Consider the following 17,792-nt stretch of genomic DNA (forward strand, 5'->3'; position numbering starts at 1 on the left):
AGATGCCTTACCAGCCATGGTTTTAATTTTGCGGTAATGCACCGTGTTTATTTGACCACCCGTTCGCTACGCTCACTGAAGAGCGCGAAGGGTCACGAAGAAAAAAACAATGTTTTTTCCCTTCGTTTCATAAAACCATTCGTTTGATTCCGTCTCTAATTCTCAATACGTTGAAATTGATCAGCAAACCGACTTTCGCTTTGGCTAATTTCATGTAAGTCAATAATTGGGCCTGGTGGATTTTTTGCAGTTTGTCCACGCTTTTCAACTCAATGATAAGAGAATCGTTAACCATCACATCGACCCTGTAGCCACAGTCAAGATGGATATCCTTGTAAGATACTGGCATTGGATGCTGACGTTTGAAATTGAAGCCTTTCACAGATAATTCGTAAGTAAGGCATTGTTCGTAAGCAGACTCCAGTAATCCAGGGCCTAAAACGCGGTGCACATCAATCGCACATCCGATAACAATATTTGATAAAAGGTCAAATTTCATAATGTTACTTTTTCGTGGTCTCCGTGGTGAATATTAGCATCACGCTTCATTTACGCCGCCTTTCCGGTTGGGGTGAAGCGGGTGCGGAATTCGTCGGGGCCGGTTTCGGAGAAGAGCCAGGTGTCCAGGCCCAGACGGGAGCAGGTGTCGCCGCCCAGACAGAGGGTCGTGGGGGCGGAGACGGCGTTCCGGATCAGTTCCAGGTCCCAGGAGAGGGGCTGGTTCAGATAGAGGGTGATCAGGGCCGAGAGAATATCGTGGTCCGTGCCGCCTGGGATCAGGCGGTGGTAGTCCCGGTCGGACAGGGGGCCGAGCTCGATGCGGATCGCTCCGTTCCGGCTGGTGACGGTGCGGCCCAGGGTCGAGGTCCGGCCGAGTTTCAGGGTTTCCCCTAAGCGGGCCAGCTGGTCGTCGGGAATCCGGCCCTCCTGCTCGATCCCCTGGATGACCCGGACGGGGATGCCGCCGAGGGCGTCTCCGATCAGGGCTTCCAGGCCTGCGGCCGATCGGGTTTTCATGGCCAGCAGGCCCGTGTACCGCAGCAGTGCCTCCGGCTGGGGAAAGACGGCGCCAAGGGTTTCCGGGGTCATGCCGATCAGGCTGAAAAACCGGTCCATGGCCGAGCGGTCCCGGTTTTCGATGAGGGTCAGCATGCTGCGGTATTTGGTCCAGGCGTCGAACAGAAGTTCGTAGATCCGGTGGTTGATCACATCGAACAGGTCCCGGAGGGTGCGGCCGCCGTCTGAGGCCTCGTCGAGCAGGTCTTCGCTGTAGAAGGTGGGCAGGGGAGAGGCGCTGCCGTAGAGGCCCATCAGGTTGGGGCTGACCGTGAAACACCCCGGCTCCGATTCGGTGATCGAGGCAATGCCGGCGGCGGGAAAACCCAGGGACAGATGGGGCCGTATCCGCACATGGTCGGCGCGAAGGCCCGGGACTTCTCCGTCATCGTCGGCGGTTAGCCGTCTCAGCAGGCGCAGCGCCTGGAAAAAGGAAAAGGAGGGCCCCCGTTCCAGAAGTTCGGTTTTCAGATCAGGGGCTGGTCGCCCATACGTTCCGGCCATGTAAAGGCTTCTCCGGTGTCATTGTCGGTTACGGTCAGTCGGGTGAAGGTGTTGATCGGGGCGTACATGCCGAAAAAACGATCGAGCAGGGTTCCGAACAGCCAGACGTCGCCCAGTCCGGCGAAGTGACTGAGGCTGACGGTCAGGCGGATGTCGACGCCCCGGAACATGGCCCCTCGGATCAGGCGTTCTCCCGGTGTGGCGGTCAGGCCCCGGATCCCGTCGATGCGCCGCTGGTTGATGCGGCGGCTGGTCCGGTCCCGCCTTCCTTCGGCGACGAACAGCCGGAGCAGGGCCTTGAGATGATCCGGATGACCCAGGCTCAGATGATTGAGGGTCAGAAGGGAGGTCAGCGTCCACAGGCTCTCGTTGCCCAGGGCCGGAAGGGCGGCTGTCGTGGGCTTTCGGATGTTTCGGGCGGTGACGAACTCCGGGGTGCTTGGAGAGGGGGCGCAGATGTCCCCGTCGCCCAGGGCTTCGGGAAGGGTGCCGTTGGTGCAGAGGATGTCAAAGGACAGGCTTTTCAGGCGGCTGAGGTCCAGGTCCGGGGCATAGGCCAGGGTCACGGACACGTCCATGGCGTCCCGCACCGGATTCTTTTTCAGGTTTTCGTGATACACACAGGCCCCGTTTCCGGCCGAAAAGCTGTGAAAGGGCGTGAAGGTGACGGGCTTTGCCGTGCCGTGCATGGCCCCGGACACCGATTCGATGCTGAACACCTGATAATGCCCGGACGGTTCGCCGCTGGGCCGGACCGGATAGTCGCTTTTTCTGTGATCGGCCAGAACGGGGTCCGCATGCCGGGCAAAGAGATTGACGGCCGGAACCACCCCCAGCACAAAACTGCCCGGATCCGACGGAATAAAGGCGCCGTCCGGTTTGTCGATCACGAATTCCAGATGGAAATCCCCACCGGTCTGGGATGTGGTCCAGGCGTCCCAGCCGGTGATGTCCACGCACAGGAATTTTTCGGGCATCAGAAAAAATTCCTGAATCAGGCGGTAGCCGTCAAAGGCGTTCGACGGCCGGGGCAAAAGGGCCTCGCGTGGGGAAAACCCGCCGGGTGTCAGGCATTCGGGCCCCAGGACGCAGGCCGCAGTATCGCCCTTGGCCCGGAGGCGGATATGGTTGAGGTTCCGGGTCAGCAGGCGATAAAGGTCGGCGGCTTCGGCGTAGCGGCCGCCTAAGTGAAGGCGAAGCCGTGACGGCCGGAACCGGGACACGGGCCGGTTGTGGAGCCGGAAGGAAATCCGGATCAGGGGCCGTCCGCCCGGCGGATCTTCGGCGGTGACCATCCGGATGCTTAAGGGGTGGAGATCCAGGGCCTGGCAGGTTCGAAAGGGGCAGGCCGTTCCCGAGACAGGCAGGGAGTTGATCTGGATGCCCGCCTCGATCCGGCAGGTCTCACTGAGCTGTTTTTCCGGGCTGAAGGCGATGAGGGTGGCCGAAGGCAGGGGTCTCAGGGCCTGGGGCCAGACCTGGCGCAGCAGGTCGTGGATGACTTCGGGAATCTCGTCATCGAGCTTCTGGCGGATGGCGCCGGTCAGAAAGGCCACCCCTTCGAGAAGCCGCTCCACGTCCGGGTCGGACGAGGGCTCTTCGAGCATGGGGGCGATGGCCGGGTTCTCCTTTGAAAAGGCCCGGGCAATGTCCCGGAGGTGCCGGAGTTCCTGGAGATAATAGGGGTTTAGCATCGTCGTTTCCTTTCCATGTTCATGGTCCGATCCGTCGGGCCGGACCATGAAGATGAAAAGAGAATATGTGCGCCAACACATATTCTCTTGGACAGCCCTGCGGTTGTGCAGGTCTGAGGTACAGCTCAGTGGCGGACAATCATGCGTCCGCTGGGGGAAAGAGCGCTTTCCAGATGGATGGGCCGTGACGTCCCGTCGGACCGGAGCAGGGCGCGGATGTGAAAGTACAGGGTCATCCGTTCGTCCTGTTCGATGAAGCGGACCTCCACCCGGGCCAGTCTGGGTTCGTACTGTTCGATGGTCAGCGACAGGGTGCGTTCGATGTCCCGGACCGAATCCGGAAAGGTGGCCCGAAGATCGGTGATGTCGGGCATGCCGAAGCCCGGGTCCATCAGGGTGGTCCCCTGTCTGGCGTTCAAGAGCTTCTTCAGGTGATCGATCACCGAGGCGATGCGGTCACCGGTGCGTTCGGCATCGTGTTTCCCAGGGCCGATGCTGCCGGTCCGGAGCCGTTCGAACAGACGTTTTTCTCTCATCCCTCAATCCCCCGGGCTCGGCATCAGGCCGGAATCTTCCATGAATCTTCGGACTCCTTGCTGTCCACCTCGTGTTTCCACTTGATTTTGGAATAGGTGAACGACACCTTTTCCATGTGGCGGTAAGGTTCGTTTTCAGACAGGAAGGCCAGGGGCATGTAGGGGGACACTTCCACGATGATGGCGTCTTCGAGGGTGATGGTGAAGTAGTGTTCCTCGGCGCCGGTGGGGTCGATCCGGTACTGCTTGATGGTCACGTCGCTCAGCTGCTCACCGGTGCACAACGCCTGATACAGCATGGGGGAGGCCTTGTCGATTTCCTTGTCGATGGTCAGGGGGCCGTGGATGCGCTTGCCGCTGGGCAGACCGGACTGGGGATCACGGGGGATATGGATCTTGTGGTCGAGGGCATAGACGAGGATGGTGTTTTCCCGTCCGTCCATGTCGCAGGACCCGTCGATCTTGCCCTGGTTCTTGCCGGTGATTTCCATGTGTGAGGTCATTGGCATGGTGACTGTTTCTCCTTTTCGGTTAAATGGTTGTTCTTTGATGTCTTACGAAGCCGTCATTCTTTATCGAGCTTGCCGACCAGTGAGAGCGTGAAGGATGCTCCCATGTATTTGAAGTGGGGCTGAACCTTCAGGCCCACTCTATACCAACCGGGTTCGCCGGGCACGTCGTCCACGGTCACGTCCGCCTTGCGCAGGGGACGTCTGCTCCGGACGCCGGGAAGGGGGTTGTCCATGTCCACCACGTACTGGCGGATCCATTCGGAAAGTTCGCGCTGGAGATCCACTTTTTCCTTCCAGGTGCCGATGTTTTCGCGCTGAATCACCTTCAGGTAATGGGCCAGGCGGTTGATGACGAACATGTAGGGCAGCTGGGTGCCCAGCCGGTAATTGGTTTCCGCCTGTTTCCCCTCCTCGGTGGCGGGGAAGACCTTGGGTTTCTGGATGGAGTTGGCCGAGAAAAAGGCGGCGTTGTCGCTGCCTTTGCGCATGGTCAGGCCGATGAACCCCTCTTCGGCCAGTTCGTATTCCTTGCGTTCGGAGAGAAGCACTTCCGTGGGGATCTTGCTCTGGATGGCGCCCATGTCCTCGAATCGGTGCAGGGGCAGGTCCTCGACGGCGCCGCCGCCCCGGGGGCCGATGATGTTGCTGCACCAGCGGTAGTTGGCGAAACTCTCGTAGATATTGGCCGCGAAGGCGAAGCTGACATTGCCCCAGAGGTAGTGGGCGCTGTCCGTGCCGACATCCTCGGTGTAGTCGAAGGCCTTGACCGGTTCCGTGTCTTTGCCGTAGGGCAGCCGGAGCAGGAAGCGGGGCAGGGTGAGGCCGATGTAGCGTGCGTCTTCCGATTCCCGCAAGGATCGCCATTTGGCGTACTGGGGCCCTTCGAAAATGGATTTCAGATCCTTGAGCCGGGCAAGGCCCTCATAGGAGTCCAGGCCGAACATGGACGGGGCCGCCGCGCCGATAAACGGGGCGTGGGCCATGGAGGCCACGCTGCCCAGGTAGCCCAGAAGTTTGATGTCCCGGGGGGAGGCGCCGAAGGCGTAGTTGCCGACGATGGCGCCGTAGGGTTCCCCGCCGAACTGGCCGAATTCCTTGGTGTACACCAGTTTGTACAAACCGGATTTGGTCACGTCGGGGGCGTCTTCGAAATCGTCCAGCAGATCGTCCTTGCTGACGTTTAAGATTTCGAGCCGGTTGTTTTCCCGGAAGTCGGTGCGGTCCACGAGAAATTTCAGGCTGCGCCACAACGATTCCACGGCCTGCACGTCGGGGTGGTGGAGGATGACGTCGAGCTGGCGGCTGATCTGGCGGTCGATTTCGGCGATCATGCCGTCGACCACGGCCTTGGTGACTTTCTCTCCCGCGGCGTCGCTGGACGCCATCTGGGAAATCAGGGCCTCAAGACCCTTTCGGGTCAGGTGGTAGGCATCGTCTTCGGGCGTCATCTGGGTGGATTCGATGATCTCATCCAGAAGTGGCGAGGGCGCGAAGACCGTGTCCGGCCGGTCCGGAGCGAGGGCTGTTTCCTGTACGTCAGACATAATGGATTCTCCTTGGGATTACTTGGTTGACAGACCCAGCTCCGACAGGAGTTTTTCCCGCTGGGCGACGTCGTCGATGAGGGTCTGGATTTTCTTTCGGAATTCGGGGATGTTGCTCAAGGGGCCCTTGAGGGCCATCAGGGCCTCCCGGAGCTGGAGGATTTTTTTCAGCTCGGGAACGCTTTGGGCCACCGCTTCGGGGCCGAAGTCGCTCATGGCGCTGAAATTCAGCGACAGCTTCAGTTCGGCCCCGTCCTCGCCGGACAGGGTGTCGGGCACGGTCACGTCGACCCGGACCTTCTGGGCCTTGAGAACCTCGTTGAAATTGTCCTTGTCGATGCTGACGGTGCTGCGGTTTTCAAGGGGTGTTGTTTCCTCCCGGTTGGAAAAATTGCCTAGAACAAGCTGCTTGAGCGGGAGCTCTACCGATTCCTCGGTGTTTCCGGAAGCCGGTCGGTAGACGATGTTCACTCTTTCCTTTGGTGCGACGGAAGCGTCTTTGGCCATGATGGTCCCTTTCCTGTGGTGTGCATGATGATGGTTCTCGTCAGTCGAACCCCATCATGGGGTTATTGGTCACGTCGAAACGTGTGAATCCGAATGGGTCATTGGTTTAGAGACAATGACGGAGGTCGTGTCTGGAACACGGTGAGAGGATGCCGGCAAGCCGCCTGGAACGGCATGAGATGGAAACAAAGCGGGTTCCTCTGTAACACACTTTTAGAAAAAGATGCTTATAATTCGATTCAGTTTTGAGGTCAATCTTTTTCTTTTATTTTTTTAACGTGTCAAGGCTGATCAGTCGATTGGTGTACTGAACGGTTACAGGGCCAGAATCCGGCCGGGGTCGAGGGCGGCGATGCGCACCAGGACATCGGCGGCTTTGTCCCGGTAGCGGGTCTCGGGAAGACGCCGGAATACCTTGGCCGAAAGGGTCAGAATCGCCAGGGACAGGGCCGGATCCCAGGCGGAAAGGCCGTGCCGGTCCAGGTCGTCCATCATCGATTCCAGCAGGGCCGCAGCGGTGAGGTCCTGCTTTTCCGACGCCAGCAGGCGGGCCAGCTCCAGCCTTACGGGCAGGGCGTCCTTTTTAGCCGGACACCGGCCTGCCAGCGCCTGGAAGGCGGCGACGGCCCGGGGAAGATCCCGATGATCGTTCACGTGTTCCCGAATGGTCTTTATTTCATCTCTCAATGCGTCCACTGTCGTGTCAGATGAAGCATCAGATAGATTGTCCGACTGGTTCAACGAGTAATCAACGGTTTTCAGCCATTCTGATGTTTTCTCGTTGATCAGAGGTGTTCCGTCTGAAAACAGCAATTGCTCCAGGCCTTTCAGGCGCTCGATGAACAGGGCGGTGTCCGTCAGGACCGTCCGGGCCGCAGCCTGATGGGAGGGGCCCAGGCCATCGAGCGCCTGAAAGGTGAACAGGTTCAGTTCCAGGAAAAAAAGGTTTTTGGGATTGGCCAGGGCCGATTCGGCGGCCTGGATCAGGGCCGGGTAGTCCCGCTGGTCGGCCAGATGGTTCAGCCGGCTGACGGTCTGGCTCTGGGGCGGCGGTATGCGCGTGATGGTGTTGGTCGACGGCGGCAGGGCCCGCAGGGGTTCCCAGATCGCGAAACGGAGCCAGTGATAGGCCTGGGGGTTCCGGTCGTTTTCCAGCCGAAGCAGTTTGGCGGTCTGCTTGATATTCTGGAACAGGGGAATCAGTTGTTTGACGGCCTCCTCGGGCTGGTCGGCCATGGGGACGACGGACGGGGCGGCGGGCACCGGCGGCGGGGGAGGCGACGGCGCGTTGGGGCCCGGCGTTTTGGTTTCCGCGCCGATGCGGCCTTCGATGGCCCGGATCAGCGGCCCAAGACCGGGGGCTCCGGGCAAATGCTCTGCAAGGAAACGGTCCGCGTCGCCGAGACGGTGGGTGACGGCCCGGATCCGATCCTCGGGAAGCCGTATGTCCGGGTTGGCGGCCAGGGCCTCGCCCGTCCGCTCGGCCCACCAGGAAAGGGCGGCGATGCGGCCCTGCCGTCGTTTGGGGGCCGGATACAGGGTGTCCCAGAAATGCTCGATCAGGTCCGCGATCAGGATCGAGGCCGCCTCGAGCCCCTCGCCGCCCTTCAGGTGCAGCAGGGCCACGGCCAGATACCCGGCCACCAGAAGATCCTTGGCCTGATGTGTGAGAATTTCGGTTGAAAGATCGAGGACCGTCTGCCAGGAAAATCCGTCACGGTCCGTGGGTGAGGTTCGTTTGCTCATTTCCGCATCCAGGGCCAGAAACAGATCGTGGTAGCGGACATCCTCGCCCTGGGGGCAGGCTTCGGAGATGGGCCGTCGGCCCAGATCGATCATCATGACGGGTCCTCCACGGCTCCGGTTTCCCAGAGCCCTTTGAAATCCCGGGGGGTCAGGGACCGTTTCATGACCGTCAGGCGACGGTCCCCCGGCCGTTCCCCGATGAACACCGTGGCAGGCTCGATTTTCGAGCGGGTTTTGAGCAGCGTAAGGAGTTTAATGACCGGGATCAGCACGTCCCCTTGCCCTCCCACGTCGATGCGGACGCTGAAATGGGACCGTCGCGAAAGGCCGTCGATATTGTTCATCTTGTTCATGAAATCCGAACGCGGTGCCGGACGGTTTACGGACATGCCCTGCCCGCGGGTCGCCTCCCACGTGTTGCGATAGGTTTCCCAGCGGGGCGCCGGCCCGTCGATGGACAGCAGCCGCCGCGTCAGATGGACGATGGACGGGCTTTCTTCCTCGCCGAGGGTCGAAAGGGCCTGCCAGGTGGACTCACAGGCGACGGGCATCAGATCCCAGTCCCTGCCCGTGTCCGGAAGGCGGCCTTCACCGGCCATCATCAGGGGGTAGGCCCTGCCGTGGCAGTCCCGGCTGGTTTTCACAATGCCGCAGATCAGCTTGCCGTTGGGCCCCTTGGCCCAGAACCGCCAGCAGCCCTGGCCTTTTCGGGCCTCGGGTCGGACCGTCTCGTAGCCCGCGTCCATCCATGCGGAAAATCCCTTGAGCAGGGGGGTCACCCGGCCCAGGGACAGATAGTCCCCGGCGACGGGGTGTTTACCGAAGATGGCCAGGCTCCATTCGGGGGGCTTGCCGATCAGTTTGAACACGAGACGATTTCTCCGGGCGGCTTTCCCGCTTCCATGTTCAGCAGCGTCATGACCGGCCCCCCGCCGGAGATTCTGTATTTGACCTTGATGAACTTGATGTTCATCCGTTTGAGTTCCGGCCCCTGATCCGGAAAATCCATGCGGTAGAAGGTGTGCCCGCCCTTGTCGAAATCCTTGAGAAATCGGGCGAAGGGCCGGAAACCCGTGTAGGTTTTTTTGAGGGAAAGGGGCCCGATGAGAATGGACAGGCTCACATCCCCGCATTCGTCGGGCGACCATTCGAAGGTATGGCTGACCGGGTAGTTGTAGTTGTCCAGGCTCTGGGCGCCTGTGGCGCATTGCAGTTCCAGTTTGGTCACATGGGGCATCATCGCCGCGTCGGCGTTGGCGTCCGTGGGCAGGCCGTCGATCTTGACCTTGTAGAGGCTCTGCGCGGAACGGGCCGACCAGGCCCCCCGGGTCAGGAAGGACAGAAACTCCGGGCGGAAGGGCATGGTTTCTCCGTCGACTTTTTTCGCGAAATACCCCCGGCGGCTGTCCCGGCCGATGAAGGACGCACCGGGGCCTGCGGTGAAGGCTTTGACCAGGCCGTCCTTGCCCAGAAGCATGTCGGCCGTCTGTTTGGGATCATGGACGCCCTGGATCTCGGCCAGCACCGTTTCGTCCCAGATGGCCTGGATGCGGCAGGCGGCCCCGCGCACGGAACGGCTCCACAGATAGTCGACGGGGCCGTCGAGCAGGCGAACGAACACGCCCCGCTCGTCCTGATGGGCGGACAGGGCCGCCTTGAGATCCTCGGACGCCCGCCGTGCGGCAAAATGGCTGGACTGCCCGCCTGTCGGGTCTTCTGCGAACACCTGGGACGCCAGATGAAAGGCTGAGGCATCGGACCCGCAGGCCCGGGCCATGGCGGCCATGGCGTCACGGTAGCGTTTGAAGGGCTCGGCGTGAACCATCAGGTCCGGTGCGGGGGCGGATGCCGTCGCCAGACGTCCGGCCCGGCCCAGCAGGCGCGCCCCCTTTTTGGCCAGGGTGGCGGCCGCGCCCGATGACTCTGCCTCACCTTCCCGTGCTTCGTAATGGCGGATGCCTGTGAGGGACAGGGCCAGATCCACCCAGGACGGCGGGGGTTCCCCGTCGGTCAGGCCGGGACTGATTTCGTCGGAAAGACGATCGAGAAAGACGAAATAGGGGTTGGACGGACCGGCCATGGCCCGGACGGCTGCCTGGTGCTGCTCCCGGCCGGTCAGGGTGAAGGCCCCTTCGGGAAACTGCCGGGCGAACCGCCCCCAGGTGTCCAGGTAGTTCCGGCGGTAGGTGTCCAGAAAGGCCGTTTTCCGGGTTTCCAGCAGAAGGGGTTGGTCAAGGGCCCCCTCGAGTTCGTCCAGAAATCCGGCGACGGCCCCAAAGCCGTCCACGGTGTAAGCCGGAGGAATGGTCCGTTCGTCCTTGAGCCTATTGCCGCCCTTCCAGAAATCCTCAAGGGTGATGGACGCGCCCCTGGTGTTGGCCCAGGTGACGAGAAAATCAAGGGGCAGGTTCCGGTCGATCAGAAGATGCTTGAACCGGTCTTTCATGGCCGCCAGGGCCCTGCGTCGGTTGTCGGGCGTTTCCCAGGCCAGGGCGTGGCGGTACTGGCGGTCCAGAAGAGTAAGAACCTCGGGAATCACGGCGGCGTTGGGGTCAAACGAAAGGGGGCGGAAATCCGGTCCGGGAAGTTCCGCCGCTTCGTCTATGGAGTGGCCGGCCTCAAACCCTTCCATCAGACCGATGCGCCGGGCATACAGGGACAGGGCCGTGCCGATGCGATCACCCGGCGTTTTCGCGTCAAACGAAAGTACGGTCTGGTTCCAGTCACGATCCCGGGGGCCCAGAAAATCCGTGAAAAAGCTGCGGCAGTAAAGGGCTTTCATGTCCTTTTCCGCGGCATCCCCGTGCCGGAGTCCGAAGCGGGGCAGCCACCGGGAGCGGTTTCTTCTTTCGATGGTCAAAACCATCTGCCGCATGGTTTCAAGGGTGTTGAGGTCGACGATCACATCGCCGGAAAGGGTCGGGGGACCGGCAAAATCCCGGTGGACCTGCTTGACCGTGGACAGGGTCAGGGCGAAGGAAAAACTCAGAAGGCCGCAGAGCAAGGCCACACAGAGGGCAAACGCCGCAAGGCCCGTGATTCGGGTTTTCCGGCGCACGTCCTTCGTTCGCTGGGTGGGCCGGCCCAGGGATCGGTCCCCGGGCAGAACCAGGCTGAAAAAATCGTGAAGGAAATAGCTTTTGTCCGACGGGGTTAGGTCGCTGTCCCGGGGGGACAGGTTCAAGGATTGCATGAAATGGGACAGGGGCTTGCCGGACTGGCGGCCGCTGGTGAAATACATGCCCCGGAGCAGAGGCGCCTCCTGAAAGGTGCTTTGGCCGAAGGCCGCCGCGACAAAGGGGGTGAGGCCCTCTTTCAGACGATGAAACTCCTCGGGAAACAGGAGCAGATCCGGGTTGACCTTCTCCCTGCCCGGGGCGTGGGCCAGGCGAAGCCGGATACGGCGGATGCGTTTGCCCAGCGCGTCAAAGGCCCGATCGAGAAAACCGTTCCGGTCCTGATCCGGCAGGAGATCCAGAAATCCGAAGGCCTGATCATGGGCCGGGGCTGGCAGGACATCGCAGAATTCGCGCATGCCGTGGATCAGATCGCATTTGGTCATAAGGAGGTAAACGGGAAAGGAGGCGCCCAGGCACTGCATCAGTTCCTGGATGCGCAGGCGGATTTTTTGCCCTTCCTCCGCAAGGTCGAAGGCGGCAGCGGTCAGAATGCGGTCGGCGGACACGGTGACCACCAGGCCGTTTAGGGGCTCTTTTTTCCGGTAGCGGGCCAGCTGGGACAAAAACAGGCGCCATTCGGCGCTGTCAGAGGTTTCATCGGGCTGGACGGCGTAGCGGCCGGCGGTGTCGATGATGATGGCCTGGTCGAAAAACCACCAGTCGCAGTTTTTGGTGCCCGACACGCCGGCGGCCCTGGGCAGGGTGGTGTATCCGGCCGAAAGCCTCGAATTTGTGATGGCCGTGGTTTTTCCCGACCCGCTTTCGCCGATCAGCATGAACCAGGGCAGCACGTACAGGGGATTGCCCCGGCTTTTGAGCCGCGATGTTTTCAGCTCGCCGACCACCTGTTTAAAGCGCCGGGCAAGTTCATTGGACAGCTGTTTGTCTGAGCCGCTTCGGCCTGGGTCCGGATGCTCCAGGATGCCGTCGATGAATTTTTTTTCCCGGTGTCTCAACCAGAGCGCCCGGAAAAAAAGAACCATGAGGGTCAGACTGACGATGCCCAGGGAAACCAGGAGGCCCGGAAAGGGGCCCCGGTCGAGCCGGACGGACAGGAGGATGGGGATGATCAGAACGATCAGAGTCATCAGCAGGAAAAAAAGACGCAAAAGCATGTTCATGATCCGTTCACCAGGTTGACCGCCGTTTCATTGTCCAGGATGAAGCGGTACAACGCGAAAAGAAAAACAAAGACGCCGACGGGAATAAGGGCCAGGCCGATGAGGGGCAGACGGCGTCGTCGGGACGGTTTGGCCGGGCCGTCGGGCATCTCCCCGGCGCCGTAGGCTTCGGGGAAAAGCCGTTCCCCGAGGTCGTCGCCGGTCAGGCCGTCCGATGATCCGGTCAGCCTTCGAAGGTGCCGAAGCCTCAGGGTGTCGCGGGTCAGCCGGTCCTGCTCCCGGTGGCCGTAGCGTCCGCAGTAGCCCAGGGCCAGACAGAGCAGGAAGACCTCTCGGACGGGGTCCTGGTCGGCGGTCAGGTTGTCCAGGGTGCTGTAAAAAACGAACCCCCCGTCGGTGGTTTTGCAGTAGGTCCGCTGGAGCAGGTGCCGGGGCCAGGCGGCTTTATCGGGATAGGCGGAGGTCATGATGGTTTCATCGATCCAGACCACCACGGCAAGCCGGGCCGGGTCGAAATCCTCCCGGGAAAAACCGCCGTCGATTCGCCTGTCCTCACAGCGGTCGATCAGGGTGCCGAATCGTTGTGCCAGATCCGCAGCGGAGGCGGGAAGGCGTTCGGGTGTCCGGACGCCGTAGGACGCATAGGCGATCAGGTCCGCAAAACAGTCGCTGAGCCGCATGTCATTTTCTCCTGACGATCAAAAGTTCCATGGTCATGTCGCCGGGGGGGCTGTTCCAGTGGACCCCCAGGGACCGGTCCTTTTCGATCCGGGACCAGGGATCGCCGTGCTGATCGATGAGGAAATAGGAGGCATTCCGGTGCCGGGGCAGTTCCTGGGGCGGTACGGGCAGGTGCTCGAGCCGCGCGCCGGGAAGGGCCCTTTCGATGTGCAGGGGCAGAACTTTGAGCGAGCAGACCTTGACGTCGATGTCCACCGCGTCCAGAACCTCGCCGATGTCCGATTCGGTGCGGACCACCAGGTAAAAGCGGTTGTCGCCCGAAAGATGGTCGCCGGACAGGGTGCAGGAAAAGCGGTGGTCCTCGCAGGTAAGGGGCAGGATGTGTTCGGGCCCGGCGGTGATCTGGTCAAGCAGGGCGGAGGCCAGCACCCCCGCCCTGGAAAAGCAGGCCCAGAGGTTCCGGTGGTCGTAGGCGGGCATGCCCCCCTTTCCGTTGTCGTCCCGGCCCAGCACGTCCAGGGTGTCGGAAAAAGACGACAGCTCGCCGATCATCTGCCGAATCAGGGTGTAAAGATCGTAGGGGTGGACCGTCGTGTCCTCGTTCAGCCTTTGAAACCAGGGGATGTACCGGTTGAAGGACCGGAGGGCCAGAAGGTAGACCATGTCCCGGGGGCCGAATTCGGCGTTGTGGATGCCGCGCTTCTTTTTGTGGGACTCCAGTTCCCGTCCCCGGAAGGCCAGTTTCTCGGCGATATCCCGGACCAGGCCGGCCAGAACCGGGGAGGCGGTGACCGCCACGCAGGGCGGCACATACTCCCGATCCAGGCGGACCTCGTCGCCCTGTCGGACGATCCGGGCCACGGGGATCAGGTCGTAGGCGCCCAGGCGGTCGATTTCCGTTTCGAAGAAAAGGTGAAGGGCGTAGTCCAGGCGTTTGACCGGGGCCGTGTGGCCACCCTGGTGGAGATCCGGAATGTGTTCCGGATTCGGGCTGCCCGAATAACGGGTCGGCCGGCTCGGGTCGGCCTCGCTGACGTTGACGCCTCTGGGATCGTTTTTACGAAGTCCCAGGTAGACGGTCAGGGGTTTGTCCCCGTCCTGCCAGTCGTCCTTGAAATAGCGGGGCTCGATCACGGCGTTCTCCCACAGAACCACATAGGTTTTATCCGGAAACCAGAAGGACCCGCCATCGATCTGAAAGGAAAAATTGGACAGGGCCGACTCCCGGATGGACAGGGACGCAACGCCGCTTAGAAAGGGCTTGATCCACTGATGATAGGGGGTGAACAAAGACTGCTGGTGCAGATCGTTGAGCTGCAGATGCTGGGGCTGAAGAAACAGACCCTGGTGCCAGAACAGGGATTTTTCCATCTTATTTTTCTTCCTTGGTATCGTCGATCTGCTGGGGTCCGAGGGTGAGATTGATTTCCAGCTTTGAGGGAACAAGCTTGCGTGATAGGTTCAGGATATTGGTGAATTTAACGTCAACCGGGATGTGGAAAAGACGGGCCATCCGTTCCTTGGCCATGACATGATAGCCGGCCACGATGCCCACGTACATCGCACCTTCGGCCCGGTCCATCCGATAGGTCACGTCGCTCCCGGGATAGAGGATCATACTTTTCACCGAGGCCACGCTTGCGTCGAAGATCCTGCTTTCCAGCAGCCGGGTCAGGCCGTCCTGGTCGTCGATCATCCGGTTGAAGGTGTTGGGGTTGATCAGCTGGTACACGACCACGTACAGGGTGTAGGCCGTGCCCTTGGATTCGTTCAGCCGCCGGTCGGCCTTCAGATTGAGGACGATGCCCTCTTTCTGCATCTGCCAGTCGGGGGGCGCGGCCGGGGGGAGCATGCAGGCGGACAGCAGCATCAGAAGGACCGACAGGGCGATGGGGATGGTTCGTTTCACAAAAAGGCTCCTTGATACAGAATCGTGCAATGATGTGGTGATTGGGGAAACAAATCATCTGAACGATAATCAGAATGACGGTGATGACGAAAAGAGGGTCCAGATGAATATTTACCGTATCAATCACGCCGATAAACACCGGGGTTGCCGCGGAATGACGTTATGCCTTATATAACGAGGGCCGATACCGAGGCTGGGTCATGGGGGTCTATATTATATTTTTTGCCTGTTGACAACACTCTGTGATGATTTTTTTGGAAGCCGAAGACGTTCAAAACTTTACCTTAAAGGTAAGTTTGGGTCTTTTTCGGTTAAAATGATTGAAAATAGTGATGTCTGGAGTATCCTTCATCCGGGCCGGTGGCCACCGGTTTTTTTTGTCCGCCCCATTCGTCCTCTTGATTATTTGAAAGAGCGGGCGTATAGATTGAGATGTTCGGTTCGAACATGCACCCGCCAACGTCTGCATGAGAGAAAAAAATATCCAAATTGCCCCCATATTCAAGGAGTTTGTACGAAATGGTATTCATACCCTGTTGTGAATGCGCAAAGGCTGGAAACGTCTGCTGTGTGAATCGTCAGATCGTTATCACGGACAAGGACATCGACCGGGTGGCCGCCCATGTCGGACACAGGGATTTCTATGTGTTCGAGTATCCCGAGCCCTGGTACCTGGAGCCCTTTTACGATCCGGACTGGGTGCCCCTGGTGCTCCAGCCCGACGGACGGCTGAAAATTTTTAAACGCAAGGAAGACCGCAGCTGCATGTACCTTGGCGACCAGGGCTGCGTCCTGCCCTTTGAGGTCCGGCCCCGACTCTGCCAGCTTCATCCTTACATGTTCACGGCCGAAGGGATCATCGGACTCGATATGACCTGCCTGATCTCCCAGCAGCCCGACGCCTACGCCTGGCTGGCCGAGCATGACATGCCCATGGATAAAGCCGTGGCCTGGCAGCAGGAACTGTACGCCGAGCTGAAGCGCGAAAAAGCACAGGCCGGTCAGGGTCGCTGATCGACGTTATAAAGGATAAAAGACAGGCGGGCGCATCGGACACGGTTCGGTGCGCCCGCCTTTTTTTGTGACGGGTTAGGCCGTCGCCGTCTAAGCCAGGCGGTCGATGAGGGCGTTGACGTAGCGGGACTGGAGCAGATGGGCGGCCAGCGCCCGTTTGACGGGGGGCAGTTTGAGGATCACCCCCAGAACCGCCGCCAGGGCGCGGTGACTCACAAGCACCTGGTTGTCGACGATCAGATGCTGGAGCGTGCCCCGCTCGACGGCCATGATCACGGCTCGGCGGGTGGTGTCCAGAGGGGTCAGTACCCGGTTCGGCCGGCTTTGCATGACGACGGCTTCCGTGGGGCAGTGGCGCACGCAGACTCCGCAGCCCAGGCAGAGGGACGGATCCACATGGGCTTTCCCCGCTCGGCCGCCTGGGGCCGGGGTGAAGGTGACGGCGTCCACGGGACAGGCGGCGGCGCAGCGGCCGCATCCCACGCAGGCGCTGTCGCGGATCTCGGCGATAAAGTTGGAATGAACCGGCCGGACCAGACCGAACCGCCGGATGGCCAGAAGGGCCTCGCAGCAGCAGCCGCAGCAGTTGCAGATGAAATTTACCCGCCGTTTGACGTTTTCGCCGAACTGGACCAGATCGGCCTCCTTGGCCCGGGCCAGAAGGTCCAGGCATTCGGCCGCGTCCGCCTTCCGGGCGTGGCCGTGTTTGACCAGGGAGGCGGCGGAGGTGTTGAAGGTCATGCAGATTTCCTGGGGAGCCCCGCAGGCCCGGCCCAGATGGCTCATCTTGTGGCGGCAGTAGCACAGGCCGATGCCGATGTGGGAGGCGGTGCGGATCACCTCGCTCGCCCGTTCGTGATCCATCACCTGGAGGGACGCGTCTTCGGTCAGGGTTTCTTCCCGGACGAAAATCCGGCCCAGGGGCGTTTCCCCCTCGACGAAAAGCTCCCGGATAAAGTCCTCTTCCATGTTCAGATACTGGTAAAACAGTTCGGAGAGGGCCTTCTGGTCGAGGTCGTTCCTTACCCGCATCAGGGAAAATTCGAAAAACCCGGCCATGGGCGGGGGAAGGCAGTAGCGCAGTTCGCCGCCGTGGGGGATATCCACCAGAATGGCCCGGGACGCCAGCGTGTCCAGAACCTTCCGGGCCTCGCTTACGCCCATGCCCCAGGCCGTTGCGGCATCCTTTGGCGTGAACGGCCGGATGGGCAGTCGGGCCATCAGCCCCGCCTCTTTTTCACTGACCAGCATCTTCAAAATGGCAAACAGCAGCTCGGACGGCGGTGAGCCCTGGGGGAACCGGTTGAGCCGCTCCGCAAGCCGGGCATACACATGGGACGGCCGGGTATGATGGGCCATGGGTCGATCCTCCTGATCACGGGATGATGCGATGGGGCGGGCGTGGTGCTCAGACGCTTATTGACCATCCATACGCCCTTTGATGTCTTCCGTCAACCATGGGCTGTTCCCGGTCCGGTGCAATCGCATGTCTATCCCGCACGACCCGTGGGTCATGCTCTGTGGGGAGCGATTCATGAAATGCCGTGTATCGGGGATTGACACCTCCCATTTCCTTCGCGCTCTTCAGGGCGCGCAGCGACCGGGTGGTTGAATGCTTTGACCATGACGAAAACGAGCCGGGGCTCTTTCCCGTCACGGCATGGGATGCCCACAGGGCCGTTGCCGTGCGACATGCCCCGGCATGTCCGGCGTTCTCTGTGTCTCCGTGACTCTGTGAGAACGATTAAACCGGCATCTCCGAAGGGGACGGTCTAAGTGATTTCTCACG

At 60.8% G+C, this 17,792-nt stretch carries 15 protein-coding genes; 1 reads left to right on the top strand and 14 read right to left on the bottom strand.

The window, feature by feature from the left end; translation table 11 throughout:
- Positions 1–127 precede the first annotated feature (127 nt).
- The 13 genes from ACYQ11_RS17150 to tssJ all read right to left on the bottom strand — a co-directional run bounded on the left by ACYQ11_RS17150 (position 128) and on the right by tssJ (position 14,989).
- Positions 128–499: a GxxExxY protein gene (locus ACYQ11_RS17150; protein WP_459925041.1), complete on the bottom strand. Its 372-nt coding sequence runs from the start codon at positions 497–499 to the stop codon at positions 128–130.
- A gap of 50 nt (positions 500–549) precedes the next feature.
- Positions 550–1,560, bottom strand: coding sequence for a type VI secretion system baseplate subunit TssG (gene tssG / locus ACYQ11_RS17155; RefSeq protein ID WP_459925042.1), 1,011 nt, complete (start codon positions 1,558–1,560; stop codon positions 550–552).
- Entirely contained in the window at positions 1,524–3,254 is a 1,731-nt protein-coding gene (gene tssF / locus ACYQ11_RS17160; RefSeq protein WP_459925043.1) for a type VI secretion system baseplate subunit TssF, read from the bottom strand. The genes tssG and tssF overlap by 37 nt, the downstream gene beginning before the upstream one ends.
- 125 nt (positions 3,255–3,379) lie before the next feature.
- Positions 3,380–3,790 (bottom strand): type VI secretion system baseplate subunit TssE, encoded by a 411-nt coding sequence (gene tssE, locus ACYQ11_RS17165; RefSeq protein ID WP_459925044.1) that lies wholly within the window; start codon positions 3,788–3,790, stop codon positions 3,380–3,382.
- A 23-nt stretch (positions 3,791–3,813) separates the two neighbouring features.
- Positions 3,814–4,299: an Hcp family type VI secretion system effector gene (locus ACYQ11_RS17170; RefSeq protein WP_459925045.1), complete on the bottom strand. Its 486-nt coding sequence runs from the start codon at positions 4,297–4,299 to the stop codon at positions 3,814–3,816.
- Positions 4,300–4,355: 56 nt separating this feature from the next.
- Positions 4,356–5,846: a type VI secretion system contractile sheath large subunit gene (tssC, locus tag ACYQ11_RS17175; protein WP_459925046.1), complete on the bottom strand. Its 1,491-nt coding sequence runs from the start codon at positions 5,844–5,846 to the stop codon at positions 4,356–4,358.
- A gap of 18 nt (positions 5,847–5,864) precedes the next feature.
- The gene (tssB, locus tag ACYQ11_RS17180) at positions 5,865–6,353 is read right to left on the bottom strand and encodes a type VI secretion system contractile sheath small subunit (protein WP_459925047.1); all 489 of its coding nucleotides are present in this window, start codon (positions 6,351–6,353) and stop codon (positions 5,865–5,867) included.
- A 315-nt stretch (positions 6,354–6,668) separates the two neighbouring features.
- The gene (tssA, locus tag ACYQ11_RS17185; protein ID WP_459925048.1) at positions 6,669–8,195 is read right to left on the bottom strand and encodes a type VI secretion system protein TssA; all 1,527 of its coding nucleotides are present in this window, start codon (positions 8,193–8,195) and stop codon (positions 6,669–6,671) included.
- Complete coding sequence (locus ACYQ11_RS17190) at positions 8,192–8,968, bottom strand: TagF domain-containing protein (RefSeq protein WP_459925049.1); 777 nt, start codon at positions 8,966–8,968, stop codon at positions 8,192–8,194. Before ACYQ11_RS17190 ends, tssA begins: the two co-directional genes overlap by 4 nt.
- Complete coding sequence (locus tag ACYQ11_RS17195) at positions 8,956–12,399, bottom strand: type VI secretion protein IcmF/TssM N-terminal domain-containing protein (RefSeq protein ID WP_459925050.1); 3,444 nt, start codon at positions 12,397–12,399, stop codon at positions 8,956–8,958. Before ACYQ11_RS17195 ends, ACYQ11_RS17190 begins: the two co-directional genes overlap by 13 nt.
- Positions 12,396–13,079 carry a DotU family type IV/VI secretion system protein gene (locus ACYQ11_RS17200; protein ID WP_459925051.1) on the bottom strand — a complete coding sequence of 228 codons (684 nt, stop codon included), beginning with the start codon at positions 13,077–13,079 and terminating at the stop codon, positions 12,396–12,398. Before ACYQ11_RS17200 ends, ACYQ11_RS17195 begins: the two co-directional genes overlap by 4 nt.
- 1 nt (position 13,080) lies before the next feature.
- On the bottom strand, positions 13,081–14,451 hold the full coding sequence (gene tssK, locus ACYQ11_RS17205; RefSeq protein WP_459925052.1) for a type VI secretion system baseplate subunit TssK: 1,371 nt from the start codon (positions 14,449–14,451) through the stop codon (positions 13,081–13,083).
- A 1-nt stretch (position 14,452) separates the two neighbouring features.
- The gene (gene tssJ / locus ACYQ11_RS17210; protein WP_459925053.1) at positions 14,453–14,989 is read right to left on the bottom strand and encodes a type VI secretion system lipoprotein TssJ; all 537 of its coding nucleotides are present in this window, start codon (positions 14,987–14,989) and stop codon (positions 14,453–14,455) included.
- Between the two features lie 519 nt (positions 14,990–15,508).
- Between tssJ and ACYQ11_RS17215 the strand changes: the two genes are divergently transcribed.
- Complete coding sequence (locus ACYQ11_RS17215; RefSeq protein WP_459925054.1) at positions 15,509–16,003, top strand: YkgJ family cysteine cluster protein; 495 nt, start codon at positions 15,509–15,511, stop codon at positions 16,001–16,003.
- A 90-nt stretch (positions 16,004–16,093) separates the two neighbouring features.
- Here the strand turns inward: ACYQ11_RS17215 and ACYQ11_RS17220 are convergent, their stop codons facing one another.
- Positions 16,094–17,362: a 4Fe-4S dicluster domain-containing protein gene (locus ACYQ11_RS17220; protein ID WP_459925055.1), complete on the bottom strand. Its 1,269-nt coding sequence runs from the start codon at positions 17,360–17,362 to the stop codon at positions 16,094–16,096.
- Positions 17,363–17,792: the final 430 nt, after the last annotated feature.

The sequence above is a fragment of the Desulfatiferula olefinivorans genome (assembly GCF_054657895.1).

Coding starts and splice junctions, on each gene's coding strand:
- ACYQ11_RS17150 (WP_459925041.1), bottom strand. CDS start 499: ATGAAATTTGACCTTTTATCAAATATTGTTATCGGATGTGCGATTGAT.
- tssG (WP_459925042.1), bottom strand. CDS start 1,560: ATGGCCGGAACGTATGGGCGACCAGCCCCTGATCTGAAAACCGAACTT.
- tssF (WP_459925043.1), bottom strand. CDS start 3,254: ATGCTAAACCCCTATTATCTCCAGGAACTCCGGCACCTCCGGGACATT.
- tssE (WP_459925044.1), bottom strand. CDS start 3,790: ATGAGAGAAAAACGTCTGTTCGAACGGCTCCGGACCGGCAGCATCGGC.
- ACYQ11_RS17170 (WP_459925045.1), bottom strand. CDS start 4,299: ATGCCAATGACCTCACACATGGAAATCACCGGCAAGAACCAGGGCAAG.
- tssC (WP_459925046.1), bottom strand. CDS start 5,846: ATGTCTGACGTACAGGAAACAGCCCTCGCTCCGGACCGGCCGGACACG.
- tssB (WP_459925047.1), bottom strand. CDS start 6,353: ATGGCCAAAGACGCTTCCGTCGCACCAAAGGAAAGAGTGAACATCGTC.
- tssA (WP_459925048.1), bottom strand. CDS start 8,195: ATGATGATCGATCTGGGCCGACGGCCCATCTCCGAAGCCTGCCCCCAG.
- ACYQ11_RS17195 (WP_459925050.1), bottom strand. CDS start 12,399: ATGAACATGCTTTTGCGTCTTTTTTTCCTGCTGATGACTCTGATCGTT.
- ACYQ11_RS17200 (WP_459925051.1), bottom strand. CDS start 13,079: ATGCGGCTCAGCGACTGTTTTGCGGACCTGATCGCCTATGCGTCCTAC.
- tssK (WP_459925052.1), bottom strand. CDS start 14,451: ATGGAAAAATCCCTGTTCTGGCACCAGGGTCTGTTTCTTCAGCCCCAG.
- ACYQ11_RS17215 (WP_459925054.1), top strand. CDS start 15,509: ATGGTATTCATACCCTGTTGTGAATGCGCAAAGGCTGGAAACGTCTGC.
- ACYQ11_RS17220 (WP_459925055.1), bottom strand. CDS start 17,362: ATGGCCCATCATACCCGGCCGTCCCATGTGTATGCCCGGCTTGCGGAG.